Annotated in this window: 17 protein-coding genes and 1 tRNA gene; 10 read left to right on the forward strand and 8 right to left on the reverse strand. The window is 72.1% G+C overall.

The window, feature by feature from the left end; genetic code table 11:
* Positions 1-43: 43 nt before the first annotated feature.
* A complete protein-coding gene (locus FXF50_RS07990; protein ID WP_091314612.1) occupies positions 44-691 on the reverse strand; it encodes an FMN-dependent NADH-azoreductase in 648 nt (215 codons plus the stop codon).
* Positions 692-776: 85 nt separating this feature from the next.
* On the opposite strand from FXF50_RS07990, the gene FXF50_RS07995 reads away from it, so the two are divergent.
* Entirely contained in the window at positions 777-1,259 is a 483-nt protein-coding gene (locus FXF50_RS07995) for a MarR family winged helix-turn-helix transcriptional regulator (RefSeq protein ID WP_187399570.1), read from the forward strand.
* Positions 1,260-1,289: 30 nt separating this feature from the next.
* Here FXF50_RS07995 and FXF50_RS08000 read toward each other — a convergent pair whose 3' ends face one another.
* A complete protein-coding gene (locus tag FXF50_RS08000) occupies positions 1,290-2,303 on the reverse strand; it encodes a TrkA family potassium uptake protein (protein ID WP_148426568.1) in 1,014 nt (337 codons plus the stop codon).
* Between the two features lie 162 nt (positions 2,304-2,465).
* Between FXF50_RS08000 and FXF50_RS08005 the strand changes: the two genes are divergently transcribed.
* On the forward strand, positions 2,466-3,038 hold the full coding sequence (locus FXF50_RS08005) for a helix-turn-helix domain-containing protein (RefSeq protein WP_148426569.1): 573 nt from the start codon (positions 2,466-2,468) through the stop codon (positions 3,036-3,038).
* A 126-nt stretch (positions 3,039-3,164) separates the two neighbouring features.
* Positions 3,165-3,758: a ClpP family protease gene (locus tag FXF50_RS08010; protein WP_148426570.1), complete on the forward strand. Its 594-nt coding sequence runs from the start codon at positions 3,165-3,167 to the stop codon at positions 3,756-3,758.
* A 225-nt stretch (positions 3,759-3,983) separates the two neighbouring features.
* Here FXF50_RS08010 and FXF50_RS08015 read toward each other — a convergent pair whose 3' ends face one another.
* Positions 3,984-5,780: an adenylyl cyclase gene (locus FXF50_RS08015; protein ID WP_148426571.1), complete on the reverse strand. Its 1,797-nt coding sequence runs from the start codon at positions 5,778-5,780 to the stop codon at positions 3,984-3,986.
* Positions 5,781-5,874: 94 nt separating this feature from the next.
* A complete protein-coding gene (locus FXF50_RS08020; RefSeq protein WP_148426572.1) occupies positions 5,875-6,231 on the reverse strand; it encodes a helix-turn-helix domain-containing protein in 357 nt (118 codons plus the stop codon).
* A gap of 121 nt (positions 6,232-6,352) precedes the next feature.
* Between FXF50_RS08020 and FXF50_RS08025 the strand changes: the two genes are divergently transcribed.
* A complete protein-coding gene (locus FXF50_RS08025; RefSeq protein WP_148426573.1) occupies positions 6,353-7,198 on the forward strand; it encodes an SDR family oxidoreductase in 846 nt (281 codons plus the stop codon).
* Between the two features lie 43 nt (positions 7,199-7,241).
* On the opposite strand, the gene FXF50_RS08030 is transcribed toward FXF50_RS08025, so the two are convergent.
* On the reverse strand, positions 7,242-8,018 hold the full coding sequence (locus tag FXF50_RS08030) for an HAD-IIB family hydrolase (RefSeq protein WP_148426574.1): 777 nt from the start codon (positions 8,016-8,018) through the stop codon (positions 7,242-7,244).
* Positions 8,019-8,232: 214 nt separating this feature from the next.
* On the opposite strand from FXF50_RS08030, the gene FXF50_RS08035 reads away from it, so the two are divergent.
* Positions 8,233-8,970: a bifunctional 2-polyprenyl-6-hydroxyphenol methylase/3-demethylubiquinol 3-O-methyltransferase UbiG gene (locus FXF50_RS08035; protein ID WP_148426575.1), complete on the forward strand. Its 738-nt coding sequence runs from the start codon at positions 8,233-8,235 to the stop codon at positions 8,968-8,970.
* Here FXF50_RS08035 and FXF50_RS08040 read toward each other — a convergent pair.
* Positions 8,921-9,421 (reverse strand): SRPBCC family protein, encoded by a 501-nt coding sequence (locus tag FXF50_RS08040; protein WP_148426576.1) that lies wholly within the window; start codon positions 9,419-9,421, stop codon positions 8,921-8,923. The two genes, FXF50_RS08035 and FXF50_RS08040, sit on opposite strands and share 50 nt — an antisense overlap.
* A gap of 89 nt (positions 9,422-9,510) precedes the next feature.
* Positions 9,511-9,969, reverse strand: a complete 459-nt coding sequence (locus FXF50_RS08045; RefSeq protein ID WP_148426577.1) for an ArsI/CadI family heavy metal resistance metalloenzyme — start codon at positions 9,967-9,969, stop codon at positions 9,511-9,513.
* Positions 9,970-10,074: 105 nt separating this feature from the next.
* Between FXF50_RS08045 and FXF50_RS08050 the strand changes: the two genes are divergently transcribed.
* From FXF50_RS08050 to FXF50_RS08070, 5 genes are all read left to right on the forward strand, one after another.
* Positions 10,075-10,446, forward strand: a complete 372-nt coding sequence (locus FXF50_RS08050) for a helix-turn-helix transcriptional regulator (protein ID WP_148426578.1) — start codon at positions 10,075-10,077, stop codon at positions 10,444-10,446.
* Positions 10,443-11,174: an aquaporin gene (locus FXF50_RS08055; RefSeq protein WP_148426579.1), complete on the forward strand. Its 732-nt coding sequence runs from the start codon at positions 10,443-10,445 to the stop codon at positions 11,172-11,174. The genes FXF50_RS08050 and FXF50_RS08055 overlap by 4 nt, the downstream gene beginning before the upstream one ends.
* Positions 11,175-11,212: 38 nt before the next feature.
* Positions 11,213-11,686, forward strand: a complete 474-nt coding sequence (locus FXF50_RS08060) for a GNAT family N-acetyltransferase (protein WP_187399582.1) — start codon at positions 11,213-11,215, stop codon at positions 11,684-11,686.
* Positions 11,687-11,700: 14 nt separating this feature from the next.
* A complete protein-coding gene (locus FXF50_RS08065; protein WP_148426581.1) occupies positions 11,701-12,108 on the forward strand; it encodes an arsenate reductase ArsC in 408 nt (135 codons plus the stop codon).
* Positions 12,109-12,207: 99 nt separating this feature from the next.
* Complete coding sequence (locus FXF50_RS08070) at positions 12,208-12,735, forward strand: NUDIX domain-containing protein (RefSeq protein ID WP_148426582.1); 528 nt, start codon at positions 12,208-12,210, stop codon at positions 12,733-12,735.
* 2 nt (positions 12,736-12,737) lie between these two features.
* Here the strand turns inward: FXF50_RS08070 and FXF50_RS08075 are convergent.
* Positions 12,738-12,813 (reverse strand) — tRNA-Arg (locus FXF50_RS08075).
* Positions 12,814-12,826: the final 13 nt, after the last annotated feature.

Here is a 12,826-nt window from a genome sequence, read left to right on the forward strand (position 1 = left end):
GGGCCGTTCCCCCAGGGGGACGGCCCGCCCTTTTCTCGTGCGTTCAGGCCGCGGCCGAGGCCGGCACCCACAGCTCGTCGATGGCCCGCTCGGCGGCGGCGAGGCTCTGCTCGTGCAGCGGGATGAGCTCGGTCATGGCCGGGTTGACCGGGGCCAGGGTCAGCTCGGCCGAGATGAAGCGCGGCTCCAGGCCGGTCATGGACAGGCCGTGCGGGAGCCAGGGCTCGGCGTGGTCCCAGCCCTCGCGCGGGGTGCCCGGGCCGTAGCCGCCGCCCCGGCTGCCCAGGACGATGAACTCGCGACCGCCGAGCAGGCCGGCCCCGGTGGCCGGGTCGTACGCGATGCCGGGCGCGATGAGGTGGTCGACCCAGGTCTTCACGCTGCTCGGCGCGCCGTAGTTGTAGAGCGGGAGGCCGAGCAGGATCGTGTCGGCGCGCCGCACCTCGTCCACCAGCCGCTCGCTCAGCTGCCAGGACTCGCGCTGCGCCGGCGTGTGCTGCTCCGCCGGCACCATCCGGGCCAGGCCACCGGCCTCGTCCAGGTGCGGCAGCGGCTCCCGGCCGAGGTCCCGGTACGTGACCGTGCCGCCGGGGTGGGCGGCGCGCCACGCGGCGGCGGCGCGGGCGGTGAGCCGCCGGCTGACCGAGTGCTCGCCCCGGATGCTGGAGTCGATGTACAACAGGTGTGCCATTTTGGTTAACCCTCCACGGATCGTTTGTGTCGCGCCAACCATTTATAGCATGCCGATGTTGCACGCCGTGCGTAAACTGGGTCACATGGCAGCCGTACCGGTCGAGGAGTCGGAGCACCGCTCCGGGCCGCTGCTCGACCATCTGGCCCGGCGGATGCGGCTCCGGTCGGAGTCGGTGCTGGCGCCCCTCGGGCTGCGCCCCCGGCATCTCGTCGCGCTCACCGTGCTGCGCGACTCGGACGGCATCAGCCAGCAGGGGCTGGCCGGCACGCTCCAGATCGACGGCACGAACGTGGTCGGGCTGCTCAACGACCTGGAGGCGGAAGGGCTGGTCGAGCGGCGCCGGTCACCCGAGGACCGTCGCCGGCACGTGGTGAGCCTCACCGGGGCGGGCGCCAAGCGGCTCCGCGAGGCCGAGTGCGCCCTCGCGGCCGCCGAGGAAGAGGTGCTCGGCGCGCTGGAGCCGGCCGAGCGGGACACGCTCTACGAACTGCTCCGCCGGGCGACCAGCGGCCGCCAGATCAACTGCGCCGAGGCCGCCGGGGACGAGCCGGCCACCGCCTGCTGACCGCCGGGCGGCCAGCCGGAGCGGGGAAGGTCAGACCGTCGCCGCGGACTGCGGCCGGTCGTCACGGACGTGGACCAGCATGTCGCCGGTCTCGATCACCGCGCCGGCCTTGTCGTTCAGCGTGACCACCTTGCCCCGGCGGACCAGGGCGATGACCAGGGACTCCAACTCCCGGGGGGACCGGCCCACCTCGCTGCGCTCGGCGGAGCGCATGGCCAGCGCCATGCCCTGGCCGGGGGTGAGCAGGTCCTCCACCACGTCGATCAGCGGCGGGGCGGAGGTGGAGAGGCCGAGCAGCCGGCCGGCCGTCGCCGAGGAGACGATCACGTGGTGCGCCCCGCTCTGCTTGAGCAGCGGCGCGTTCTCCGCCTCCCGGACCGCCGCGATGATCCGTACCTGGCCGGCGGTGAGCTGCCGGACGGTCAGCGCCACCAGCACCGAGGCGTCGTCGCTGTCCGTCGCGATGATGACCGCCTTGGCGGTGCGGACGTGCGCCTCCTCCAGCACGGAGGAGCGGGTCGCGGAGCCCTCGATGGCGACCAGCCCGGCCGAGGTGGCCTGCCGCAGCGCGGCGCCGTTCCGCTCGACCACCACGATCTTGGACTTGTCGAGACCGTTCTCCAGCAGCGCGGAGACGGCGCTGCGGCCCTTGGTGCCGTAGCCGCAGATGATGACGTGGTCCTTCACGATTCTCCTCCACCGCGACAGGCGACGGCCGGTCCGGTACTGCTCGGTCAGGACTTCCAGGGTGGTGCCGACCAGGATGATCAGGAAGAGCACCCGGGCGGGGGTGACGAACAGGACGTTCACCAGGCGCGCCGAGGAGGTGGCCGGGGTGATGTCGCCGTAGCCCGTGGTGGAGAGCGAGACCACCGCGTAGTAGAAGCAGTCGAGGAGGGTGAGGCCGTCCTCGTTCACGTCGCGGTAGCCGTCGCGGTCGATCCAGACCGCCGCCACCACGGCGAGGACCAGACCCAGGGCGGCGAGCAGGCGCAGACTCAGCGCGCTCAGCGGCCCCCGCCGTTGCGCGGGAAAATGGATCACCGTCGGCCCTGCTCCGCCACCGTCGCCTGCACGCCCACAACATAGCGGGTACGCCGGGATCCGGCCTGCCGGGGCGAGGTACGGCCGGTCCGGGCCGGTCTCCGTCGCCGGGACGGGGCATGATGGGGACGTCCGGGGGACGACGACCGCGAGGAGGCCCGCATGTCGTTGCTGCGACGGGTGATCGGCGGGGTGCTCCGCCGCGTACGCCTGCGCCAGGGCCGCACCCTGCGCGAGGTGGCGCTGGCCGCCGGCGTCTCCCTGCCCTACCTCTCCGAGGTGGAACGCGGCCGCAAGGAAGCCTCCTCCGAGGTGCTGGCGGCGATCTGCCGCGCCCTCGGGATCCACCTGTCCGACCTTCTCGAAGAGGCCCGCGACGAGCTGCGCCGGGTCGAGCGGCGGGCGCCGGTGGCCTCCGGGGTGACGCTGGCCCGGCTCGACCGGGTGCCGGCCACCCGGACCGGGCCGCAGCTCCGGGTCGGCGGGCCGCGGCTGCACGCCACCCGGCGGCCGGTCGCACCGACCCCGCTGCTCGGCGGGTCGCTGCGGCTGCCGGGCGCCGGGCCCGCGCCGGTCGGCCCGGACCTCGGGTACGCCTCCCCGACCGCGTTCGGCACCGGCACCCGGATCTGGCTGATCCCCTCCGCGCCGGCCGCCCGCCACCGTCCGCGTACCTCCGTCACGCTGGCCCGGCGGCAGGCCCGGGCCGGCCGGCGGAGGCTGGCCGCCGCCTAGTTCTGCCCACGGCGGATCTGCCCCGGGCAGAAACGCTGGGCCGCGGGGCACCGCCCGCCGGAGGCTGGAGACCGCCGGTTGCCGGGCGGTCCCTCGCCCACCGGCGGCACGGAGGGTGGTCAGATCATGGGATACGGCATCTGGATGCTGGACGAGGGGCAGCCGACCCTCGGCGACCGGGTCTTCGAGCGGCTGCTCAAGGAGCGGATCATCTTCCTCGGCACCGAGGTCACCGACGCCTCGGCCAACCAGATCTGCGCGCAGATCCTGCTGCTGGCCGCCGAGGACCCGGAGCGGGACATCTTCCTCTACATCAACTCGCCCGGCGGCTCGGTCAGCGCCGGGATGGCCGTCTACGACACCATGCGGTACGTCAAGAACGACGTGGCGACGCTGGCCCTCGGGATGGCCGGCTCGATGGGGCAGTTCCTGCTCTGCGCCGGCGCGGCGGGGAAGCGGTTCGCGCTGCCGCACTCGCGGGTCATGATGCACCAGCCGTCCGGCGGGATGGGCGGCACCGCCGCCGACATCACGATCCAGGCGGAGAACATGCTGCACGTGAAGCGGACCATGCAGGAGCTGATCGCCCGGCACAGCGGGCACACGCTGGACGAGATCCAGCGCGACTGGGACCGGGACCGGTGGTTCACCGCCGAGCAGGCCCGCGACTACGGCCTGATCGACCAGGTGATCACCCGGGCCGAGCAACTGCCTGCTTGAACCGGCGGCCGACAACGCGGCCGGCCGGCGCCGGACGCGCCCCCTCGATCGCGTCCGTCGCCCCCTCGCGGGTGGCCGCGGTGCCGCCGAGATCGAGCCTATGGAAGGGATTCCCAGCCCGCACGGGACGGCGGGTGCAGCGTGTTCCGGCCATTTTTTGTTACGTCGCCCGCGGCACCGCGCCGGCCGGCCGCGGGGCGGCCGGCCGGCGTCCTCACCCGCGGATCAGGGGTAGCTGACCACCGGGCTGGTGCCGTACGAACCGACGACCGGGGTGCCGGCCTCGTTGACGGTGCGCTCGATGCCGCCGCTGCCGTCCAGGAAGACGGTGACGGCGTCGTGGAACCGCACGCCGGCCCGGCGCGGCGCCTCGATGGCCCGGTCGCAGCGGATGTCCACCTTCTGGTTGAAGTACGAGTAGACGCCCAGCCCCCACGCCTCGTGCTCGCGCACGTGGTCGGCGACCTTGTACGAGGCCCAGCCGTTGCCGGTCGGGCTGCGCCAGGCCGCCTGGCTCGGCGGGTCGTAGGGCAGCTCGCTCTGGTAGAAGACGGTCCGCCCGCGCTCGCCGTTCCAGATGGTCTGCCAGCGCTGGTAGTGCTCGACGAACAGCCCGTACGCGGTGACGTCGTCCCCGTTGACCACCACTCCGGTGTCGGCCGTGTTGACCGTCCACCCGATCGTGCCGGGCTTGCCGTGGTCGCCGCGCCACGCCCAGATGTTGTCGATGAGGGTGTGCCGGCTGTTCACCACCAGGCTGGTCACCGCCCGGCCCGCGTACGGGCCACCGATGCGGAAGAAGACGTCCTGGAGCGAGATCGGGTCGCTGGCGTGCGACCGGTGGCTGTGCCGCTTGCCGACCTCGACGAGCACCTCCGACTCGACCGGCCCGGCGTCGACCAGCACACCGGCGATCCGGACGCCGTCCACGTCCTCGATCCGCAGGGCGGCGTCGCCGGTGGTCGGCACGAGGCTGGGCATGCCCAGGCCGAGCACGACGGTGTCCGGGTGCTTGACCCGCAGCGCCCGGTCCAGGTGGTAGACGCCCGGGGTGAGCAGCAGGTGCCGGCCCGGCCGGGAGAGCTCCTGGTTGATCCGCTTGGCCGAGTCGGTGGGCTTGGCGATGAAGAAGTCGGCCAGCGGCAGCGAGGGCACCGGCGGGGCGCCGACGCCCCAGGTGGTGCCGGCGGTGTCGCGGCGCAGCCGGGGCACGGCCACCCGCCAGCAGCCCTCGCCGTCCACGAAGAGGTACGGCTTCTCCCGCGTCACCGGGCTGGTCGCGAGGGTGGTGTACGGCGGGTTCGGGAAGCCCTGCGCGGGCGCGCCGACGACGCCGGAGAAGACCTGGTTCCAGACTCCGTTGGTCCAGTCGCCGCCGAGTTCGCTGTCCCGGGTCAGCCACTGCTGCTGGGAGCCGTTGATGGTGATGCCGTCCACCTTGGAGTCGGCGATGTAGCCGCCGCTGGAGTAGCCGCCGTTGCCGGGCTCCAGCCAGAGGATGCCCTTGATGTGCACCCGGCGCATCGGGGACGCCTGGGAGACCGCCCACTGGTTCGACCAGTCGGTCGGGCTGACGGCGAGGTTCTCCGCCGAGCGCCAGAAGTTCGTCAGCGCGGAGATGCCGGCCTGGGAGTTCGGGTCGGGCTGGCCGATCACCCGCACCGCGCCGTGGATCTCCACGTCGTCGGGGTGCGCGCCGAGGCCGGCCACGGTCGTGTAGTAGCCGAGCCGGGCGTTCACCTCGTACCGGCCGGGCTTGAACAGCACGGCGTACCGGTCGAAGCCCATCTCGTTGTGCTCCTGGGCGGCGAAGATCCGGTCCAGGTTGGACTGGATCTCCTCGACGGGGGTGGCCGGGTCGTACACGAAGACGTTGGGGCCGAAGTCGGGCTCGGCGGTGGTGTCGTCGCCGGCCGGGGACGCGGCGGCGGACGTGGCCGGGAGCCCGAGGGCGGTGACCGACGCCGCCGAGGCGGCGGTGAGGGCGAGGAAGCGGCGGCGGGAGGGGTCGAGTTGTCTCATCTGCCTGCCTGTTCGGTGATGGGGTGCGGAGAGCGCTCTCTGGGCGTTCCTACCGCATCGACGCCGATCCCGCCAGACTCGGCCGGTTCCGGAACTAGCGCCGGGCGTCGTACCGGGCCCGCGCGGCCTCGACCTCGACGAGGTGGGTGGTGGCCCACGCCTCCAGGCCGGCGACCAGGTCCAGCAGGCTGCGGCCGAGATCGGTGAGCGCGTAGTCCACCCGGGGCGGCACGCTGGCGTGCACGGTGCGGGTGAGGATGCCGTCGCGCTCCAGGCCGCGCAGGGTCTGCGTGAGCATCTTCTGGCTGATCCCGTCGATCCGCTCGGCCAGTTCGCCGTAGCGCTTGTCGCCGTCGGCGAGGGTGAGCACGACCAGCACGCTCCAGCGGTCGCCGATCCGGTCGAGAACCTTCCGGCTGCCGCAGTTCCGGTTGAACGGGTCGGCCTGCATGTCGCCACTCTCTTTCAGTGCGTACCGAACTTGAAGGTGCCTACTCTCCAACGGGAAGTATGGCGACGGTGTTCCCGTTGGCGTGAGAAGAAGTTGTTGTCGCAACCACCAGGGAGTGCTCATGTCCATCGTCGTCACCGGCGCCACCGGCCACCTCGGTCGCCTGATCGTCGAAGCGCTGCTCGACCGGGGCGTACCCGCCGACCAGATCGTGGCGCTCGGCCGGGACGTCGACCGGCTCGCCGGCCTCGCCGAGCGGGGTGTGGTCACCCAGCGGGCCGACTACGACGACCCCGGGTCGCTCCAGGCGGCCTTCGCGGGCGCCGAGAAGCTGATGTTCGTCTCCGGCAGCGAGGTCGGCAAGCGGCTGGTGCAGCACGGCAACGTGATCACCGCCGCCAAGGAGGCCGGTGTCGGCCTGGTCGTCTACACCAGCATCGCGCACGCCGACACCTCCAGCCTCGCGCTCGCCGCCGAGCACCGGGCGACCGAGCAGCTCATCCGCGACTCCGGCCTGCCGTACGTCTTCCTGCGCAACAGCTGGTACCTGGAGAACTACACCGGCCAGCTCCCCACGTACCTCCAGCACGGGGTGGCGGGCGCGGCGGGTGACGGGCGGGTCAGCGCCGCCACCCGCGCGGACTACGCCGCGGCCGCCGCCGAGGTGCTCACCGCCGAGAGCCAGGCCGGAAAGGTGTACGAGCTGGGCGGTGCGCCCTTCACCCTGACCGAACTGGCCGCCGAGATCTCCCGGCAGACCGGCGGCACGGTCAGCTACCTCGACCTGCCCGTGGACAAGTACACCGAACTGCTGGTCGCGGCCGGCCTGCCCGAGGGGTACGCGGCCGTGCTCGCCGACGGAGACCGGGGCCTCGCCCAGGGCGAGCTGGAGGTCGGCGACGACCTGGCCAGACTGCTCGGCCGCACCCCGACCACGCTCGCCGAGGCGATCCGCGCCGCCCTCTGACGACGCCCGGCCCTGGCCGCCGCCCCGCGCTCCGGGTCGGCGGTCAGGCCGGCTCGGCCCGCAGCTTCACCAGGTCGTCGACGAGGGCCTCCACGTAGTCGGCCGTCTCCTCCCAGCGGGTCACGGCGACGCAGCGGATGCCCATGGCCTTGACCGGGTAGTCGTTGCCGCCCACGTCGAGCCGGTCACCGACGAAGAGCACGTTGTCGATCTTCAGGTCCAGGCACTCCAGCAGCTTCCGCATGCCGTACGCCTTGTCCACGCCCTTGCGGGTGACGTCGATCGAGGTCGAGCCGCCGCCGCGGACCTCCAGGTCGGGCAGCTTCGCGGCGACCGCCTCGCGGAGCCGCTTCTTCTTGCTGCCGTCCGGGTCCCAGCCGTACTTCTCGGCCGGCGGGGCGGACTGGCCCAGCGCCGAGAAGGTGATCTGGCTGCCCCGGTCCTCGATGATGTCGCCCCAGGTCTTCGGCTCCCACAGGTCGAGCGCCTGCGCCGACTCGGTGAGCGCCGCGACGACCCGGGCCTTGTCGGCCTCGCTCAGGTCCTCGGCGTAGACCTGCTGCCAGTCGCCGTCGGACCAGCGGTAGTAGCGGGTGCCGCAGGTCGGCATCAGGTGCAGGCGGCCGCGCTGCTCCTCGGTCAGGTCGAGGTGGGCCAGCACCTGCGCCTCGAACTGCTCGAACCGGCCACCGGAGATGATCAGCACGTCCACCTCGGTGAGCAGGTGGCCGAGGAGTTCCGCCATCCGACCATCGATCTGGGACTTGGAAACCGCCAGGGTGTCGTCCAGGTCGAACGCCACCACTCGAAGATCGTTCACGAAGTACCACCATGTCGTCGCGGGCAGGCCAGGACTAGCAGGGTACCGACGAAGACCATCCGGCACCCGCGAGCCCCGATCGTCACGCCACGCGGCACCCCGATCGCAGGCTATCGCCTTCTTCTCCGCCGGCCTTCCGGAACGGCCGTCGACGAGCCGCCGGCCGGCGGAAACCCGTTGGACAGCGCCCGGATCGACGACGATCGTGGGCGCCATGCGCCAGGAGGAGATCTGGGACGCCGAGACGGCCCAGCGCTACGACACACCGGGCACCGGAATGTTCGCGCCGGAGGTCCTCGGGCCCACCGTGGACCGCCTCGCCGCCCTCGCCGGCGACGGCCGCGCGCTGGAGTTCGCCGTCGGCACCGGCCGGGTGGCCGTGCCGCTCGCGGAACGCGGCGTGCCGGTGACCGGAATCGAGCTGTCCGTACCGATGGTCGAGCGGCTCCGGACGAAGGCCGACGAGGCGACGATCCCCGTGGTCGTCGGCGACATGGCCACCGCCACGGCGCCCGGCGAATACACCCTCGTCTACCTGGTCTACAACACCATCTCCAACCTGCTCGACCAGGCGGAACAGGTCGCCTGCTTCCGGAACGCGGCCCGCCACCTGCGGCCGGGCGGGCGGTTCGTGATCGAGCTGTGGGTGCCCGAGCTGCGCAAACTGCCCCCGGGACAGCAGGCCATGGTGTGGTGCGCCGAGCCCGCCTACATCGGCCTGGACACCTACGACGTGCTGCGCCAGCAGGTCGTGTCCCACCACTTCCGGTTCGGCGAGGGCCGCGAGGCGCGGCTGGGCCGCAGCCCGCACCGCTACATCTGGCCCGCGGAGCTGGACCTGATGGGCCAGCTCGCCGGATTCGAGCTGGAGGCGAGGCACGCGGACTGGTCCGGGGCGGAGTTCACGGCCGAGTCCCGTTCCCACGTCTCCGTCTACCGCCTGCCCGGCTGACCAGCGCCCCGGCCAGGAAGTCGTTCCGCCGGCTGATCAGCCGGCGCAGGTACGGCCGCAGGACGATTCGGGCGACCAGGGCGCCGACCGGTCCCATCGGGGCGCCGAACTCGATGCGGTCGCGCATGATCGTGACCGACGGGTCGGCCGGGTCGGGCGCGAAGAGGTGCTCGTGGCGCCAGCGGGCGAACGGGCCGCTCGTCTGCTCGTCCACGAACCGGTGCGGCCGCTGGTGGTCGGTGATCCGCACGGTCATGCGCCACGGCAGTCCGAAGTGCCGCGCCTGCCAGGTGACGACGTCGCCGGCCGAGAGGTGGCCGGTCGTGACGCCGCCGGTCGCGCGCTCGCCGCTGGCGCCCATCGACGCGGTGTGCAGGTCGACGTCCAGGCAGGTGTCGAAGACGGACTCCGGGGTGGCACGGACCCTCGTGGTCAGGTCGATATGCGGCACGCGGCCACCCTAGGCGCCCACGCGCCGCGCGCCCGCCCCCTGGTGGAGGACGGGCGCGTGGTGGAGGACGGGCGCGTGGGCGGCACCGGTCAGCAGCAGCTGGCGGCGGCTCCGGCCGTGGCGGGCTCCTTGTCGGCAGCCGGGGTGCAGCAGGCACTCCCGGTCGCCTTCTCGCGCTGCCCGGAGTCGGCCTTGACGGTGTAGACCTCCCACGGCTCGTTGCCCGGGCCGCGCACCCAGACCTTGTCCTGGAGGGCGTAACAGCACTCGGTGTCGTTCTCCTCCAGCGTGATCAGGCCGGAGTCGGTGAGGCGCCTGGTCGCGGCGGTGACCTCGTCGGTGCTGAACACCTCGACGCCGAGGTGGTCCATGACCGTGGGCTGGTCGGCCTCACCTTCGAGCAGGACGAGCTTCAGCGGCGGGTTCTCGACGGCGAAGTTGGCGTAGCCGGGACGGCGCTTGGCCGGCTCGACGCCGAACAGCTTCGAGTAGAAGGCCACGGAGCCTTCGAGGTCGGACACGCGCAGGGCGAGCTGGACACGGGACATGATCGTTCCTCCTGACGGATTCGTCATCGCTTCGCACCTTGTCTAGATGTCTTTCGAAGCAAGACCCACGTTGCACCCTGTTTTGAAATCTGTCAACCTAGAGGCATGTCGAAACAAGAGCTGCCGGTGGTGGACCTCAACGCGGTCGCCTGCTGCTCCCCCATCGCCGTCCGCCCGATGGACGCCGATCAGGCGGCGGTGGTGGCGCCGATGTTCAAGGCCCTGGGTGATCCGGTCCGGCTGCGGCTGATGTCGATGATCGCTTCGGTGCCCGAGATGTGCGTCTGCGACCTGACGCCGGCGTTCGACCTGTCCGGGCCGACCATCTCCCACCACCTCAAGGTGCTGCGCGAGGCCGGCCTGGTCGACTCCGAGCGGCGCGGCACCTGGGTCTGGTACCGGGTGAAGCCGGAGGCGTTCCGCCAGCTCTGCGCGCTGCTCGACGTGGCCCCCCCGGCCGCCGGCAGCGCCGCGTGAGCCTCACCCTGCCCCGGCGGGCCTCCGCGGAGTTCGCCGGCACCGCCCTCCTGGTCGCCGCCGTCGTCGGCTCCGGGATCGCCGCCTCCCGACTCTCCCCCACCGACGTGGGCCTCCAGCTGCTGGAGAACGCGATCGCCACCGCCCTCGCCCTGGGGGCGCTGATCCTCATGTTCGGCCCGGTGTCCGGCGCGCACTTCAACCCGGTCGTCTCGACGGTCGACTGGTGGCTCGGCCGCCGCGCGGGCACCGGCCTGACCGCCCGGGAGCTGGTCGCCTACGCCACCGCCCAGACCGGCGGCGCCATCGTGGGCGCGGTGCTGGCCGACCTGATGTTCGACCTTCCGGCTGTCGCCTGGTCCCGCACCGACCGGACCGGGGGGCACCTGTGGCTGGCCGAGGTGGTCGCCACCGCCGGCCTGGTCGTCCTGGTCTTCGCGCTCGCCCGCTCCGGTCGCACCGCCGCCGCCCCGGCCGCGGTGGGCGCCTACATCGGCGCGGCGTACTGGTTCACCTCGTCGACCTCGTTCGCGAACCCCGCCGTCACCATCGGCCGCGCCTTCACGGACACCTTCGCCGGCATCGCCCCGGCGTCGGTGCCCGGCTTCGTCGCCGCCCAGGTCGTCGGCGGCCTGGCCGCCGTCGCCGCCCTCGCCGCCTGGTACCCCCGCGCCGCCGAATCGGCGGACGCCGTCGTCGTGCCGCACCTCGCCGAGGAGAACCGATGACCCCTCCCGCCCGCAGCAGCGGCATCACCGTCACGGCGATGGGGGACCAGCACGCCGACGCCGTCCTCGACATCTACCGGCTCGGCATCGCCACCGGCCACGCCACCTTCGAAACCGAACCGCCGACGTGGGAGAGGTTCGTCTCGACCCGGCTGCCTGACCACCGCTGGGTCGCCGTCGACGCCACCGGCCGCGTCCTCGGCTGGGTCGCCTGCTCCGCCGTCTCCGACCGGTGCGTCTACGCCGGGGTGGTGGAGCACTCCGTCTACGTCCACCCCGACGCCCGCGGCCGGGGCGTCGGCCGACTCCTGCTCGACGCCCTGATCGACTCGACTGAGCGAGCCGGCATCTGGACAATTCAGTCGGGCGTGTTCCCCGAGAACACGGCGAGCCTGGCCCTGCACACCGCCTGCGGCTTCCGCACCGTCGGCACCCGGGAGCGCGTCGGCCGCCACCACGGCACCTGGCGCGACGTGACCCTCATCGAACGCCGCAGCCCCACGATCACCTGACAGGAAGATCCGCGATGAGCGACAAGCCCACCGTCCTGTTCGTCTGCGTCCACAACGCCGGGCGCTCCCAGATGGCCGCCGGCTGGTTGCGCCACCTCGCCGGCGACACCGTCGAGGTCCGCTCCGCCGGCTCCGAACCCGCCGACCAGATCAACCCCGTCGCCGTCGAGGCCATGCGCGAAGTCGGCATCGACATCACCGGCCAGACCCCGGCCCGCCTCACCTGGGACGCGGCCGAGGCCAGCGACGTCATCGTCACCATGGGCTGCGGCGACGCCTGCCCCGTCTTCCCCGGCAAACGCTACGAGGACTGGAAGCTCACCGACCCGGCCGGGCAACCCATCGAGGTCGTCCGGCAGGTCCGCGACGACATCAGGGCCCGGGTCGACGCTCTCGTCGCCGATCTGCACGGCGAGCGGTGACGTCGTGGGCCGGTCTGCGTATCGCCGGCTCGGAGGTTTCGCTGATCTCTCCGAGGCGCCCCAGCCGAGCTTGTCCCATCCCTGTGCTCGAATCCTGTCATGCATGTCGTCGTCACAGGCGCACTCGTTGAAAACGACGCGGTCCTGCTGGTACACCGCAGGCCGACCAAACGGGCGTACCCCGATGTCTGGGATCTGCCCGGGGGGCAGGTCGAAGCGGGTGAGTCGGAACTACAGGCCCTCGCGCGTGAGATGCACGAGGAGCTCGGTGTTCACATCGTGACGGAGTCCGCTTCACGGCTGGGCGTCCTGCATGCCGGCAGTGGTGACGACGCCCTTCACGTGGGCGTCTGGCAGATCGGAGACTGGGTTGGCTCTCCGACCAACCGAGCACCCGACGAGCATGACGACATCGCATGGGTCGGGATCAGCGAGCTGGGCGGCCTTCCCCTCGTGCACGGCGTCCTGGCGGCAATGGTTCGTTCCCTGCCTGAGTTTGAGTGGACCCGCGGGCACCCAGATGTCACCGACGGTAACCAGGACGACCGTGGACCCAACGCCGACTGTCGTGCGTGTGCTGGGACGGATTCGTCACGCAGGTGGTGGGACCAGACACCAAGGGTGTGATCTGGTGCCCCCGGCAGGATTCGAACCTGCGACACACGGTTTAGGAAACCGATGCTCTATCCCCTGAGCTACGAGGGCGCGAGCGCTCAGT

The organism is Micromonospora sp. AP08 (assembly GCF_008085935.1).
GTDB classification, from domain to species: domain Bacteria; phylum Actinomycetota; class Actinomycetes; order Mycobacteriales; family Micromonosporaceae; genus Micromonospora; species Micromonospora chersina.

Coding starts and splice junctions, on each gene's coding strand:
- FXF50_RS07990 (WP_091314612.1), bottom strand. CDS start 691: ATGGCACACCTGTTGTACATCGACTCCAGCATCCGGGGCGAGCACTCG.
- FXF50_RS07995 (WP_187399570.1), top strand. CDS start 777: ATGGCAGCCGTACCGGTCGAGGAGTCGGAGCACCGCTCCGGGCCGCTG.
- FXF50_RS08005 (WP_148426569.1), top strand. CDS start 2,466: ATGTCGTTGCTGCGACGGGTGATCGGCGGGGTGCTCCGCCGCGTACGC.
- FXF50_RS08010 (WP_148426570.1), top strand. CDS start 3,165: ATGGGATACGGCATCTGGATGCTGGACGAGGGGCAGCCGACCCTCGGC.
- FXF50_RS08015 (WP_148426571.1), bottom strand. CDS start 5,780: ATGAGACAACTCGACCCCTCCCGCCGCCGCTTCCTCGCCCTCACCGCC.
- FXF50_RS08020 (WP_148426572.1), bottom strand. CDS start 6,231: ATGCAGGCCGACCCGTTCAACCGGAACTGCGGCAGCCGGAAGGTTCTC.
- FXF50_RS08025 (WP_148426573.1), top strand. CDS start 6,353: ATGTCCATCGTCGTCACCGGCGCCACCGGCCACCTCGGTCGCCTGATC.
- FXF50_RS08035 (WP_148426575.1), top strand. CDS start 8,233: ATGCGCCAGGAGGAGATCTGGGACGCCGAGACGGCCCAGCGCTACGAC.
- FXF50_RS08045 (WP_148426577.1), bottom strand. CDS start 9,969: ATGTCCCGTGTCCAGCTCGCCCTGCGCGTGTCCGACCTCGAAGGCTCC.
- FXF50_RS08050 (WP_148426578.1), top strand. CDS start 10,075: ATGTCGAAACAAGAGCTGCCGGTGGTGGACCTCAACGCGGTCGCCTGC.
- FXF50_RS08060 (WP_187399582.1), top strand. CDS start 11,213: ATGGGGGACCAGCACGCCGACGCCGTCCTCGACATCTACCGGCTCGGC.
- FXF50_RS08065 (WP_148426581.1), top strand. CDS start 11,701: ATGAGCGACAAGCCCACCGTCCTGTTCGTCTGCGTCCACAACGCCGGG.
- FXF50_RS08070 (WP_148426582.1), top strand. CDS start 12,208: ATGCATGTCGTCGTCACAGGCGCACTCGTTGAAAACGACGCGGTCCTG.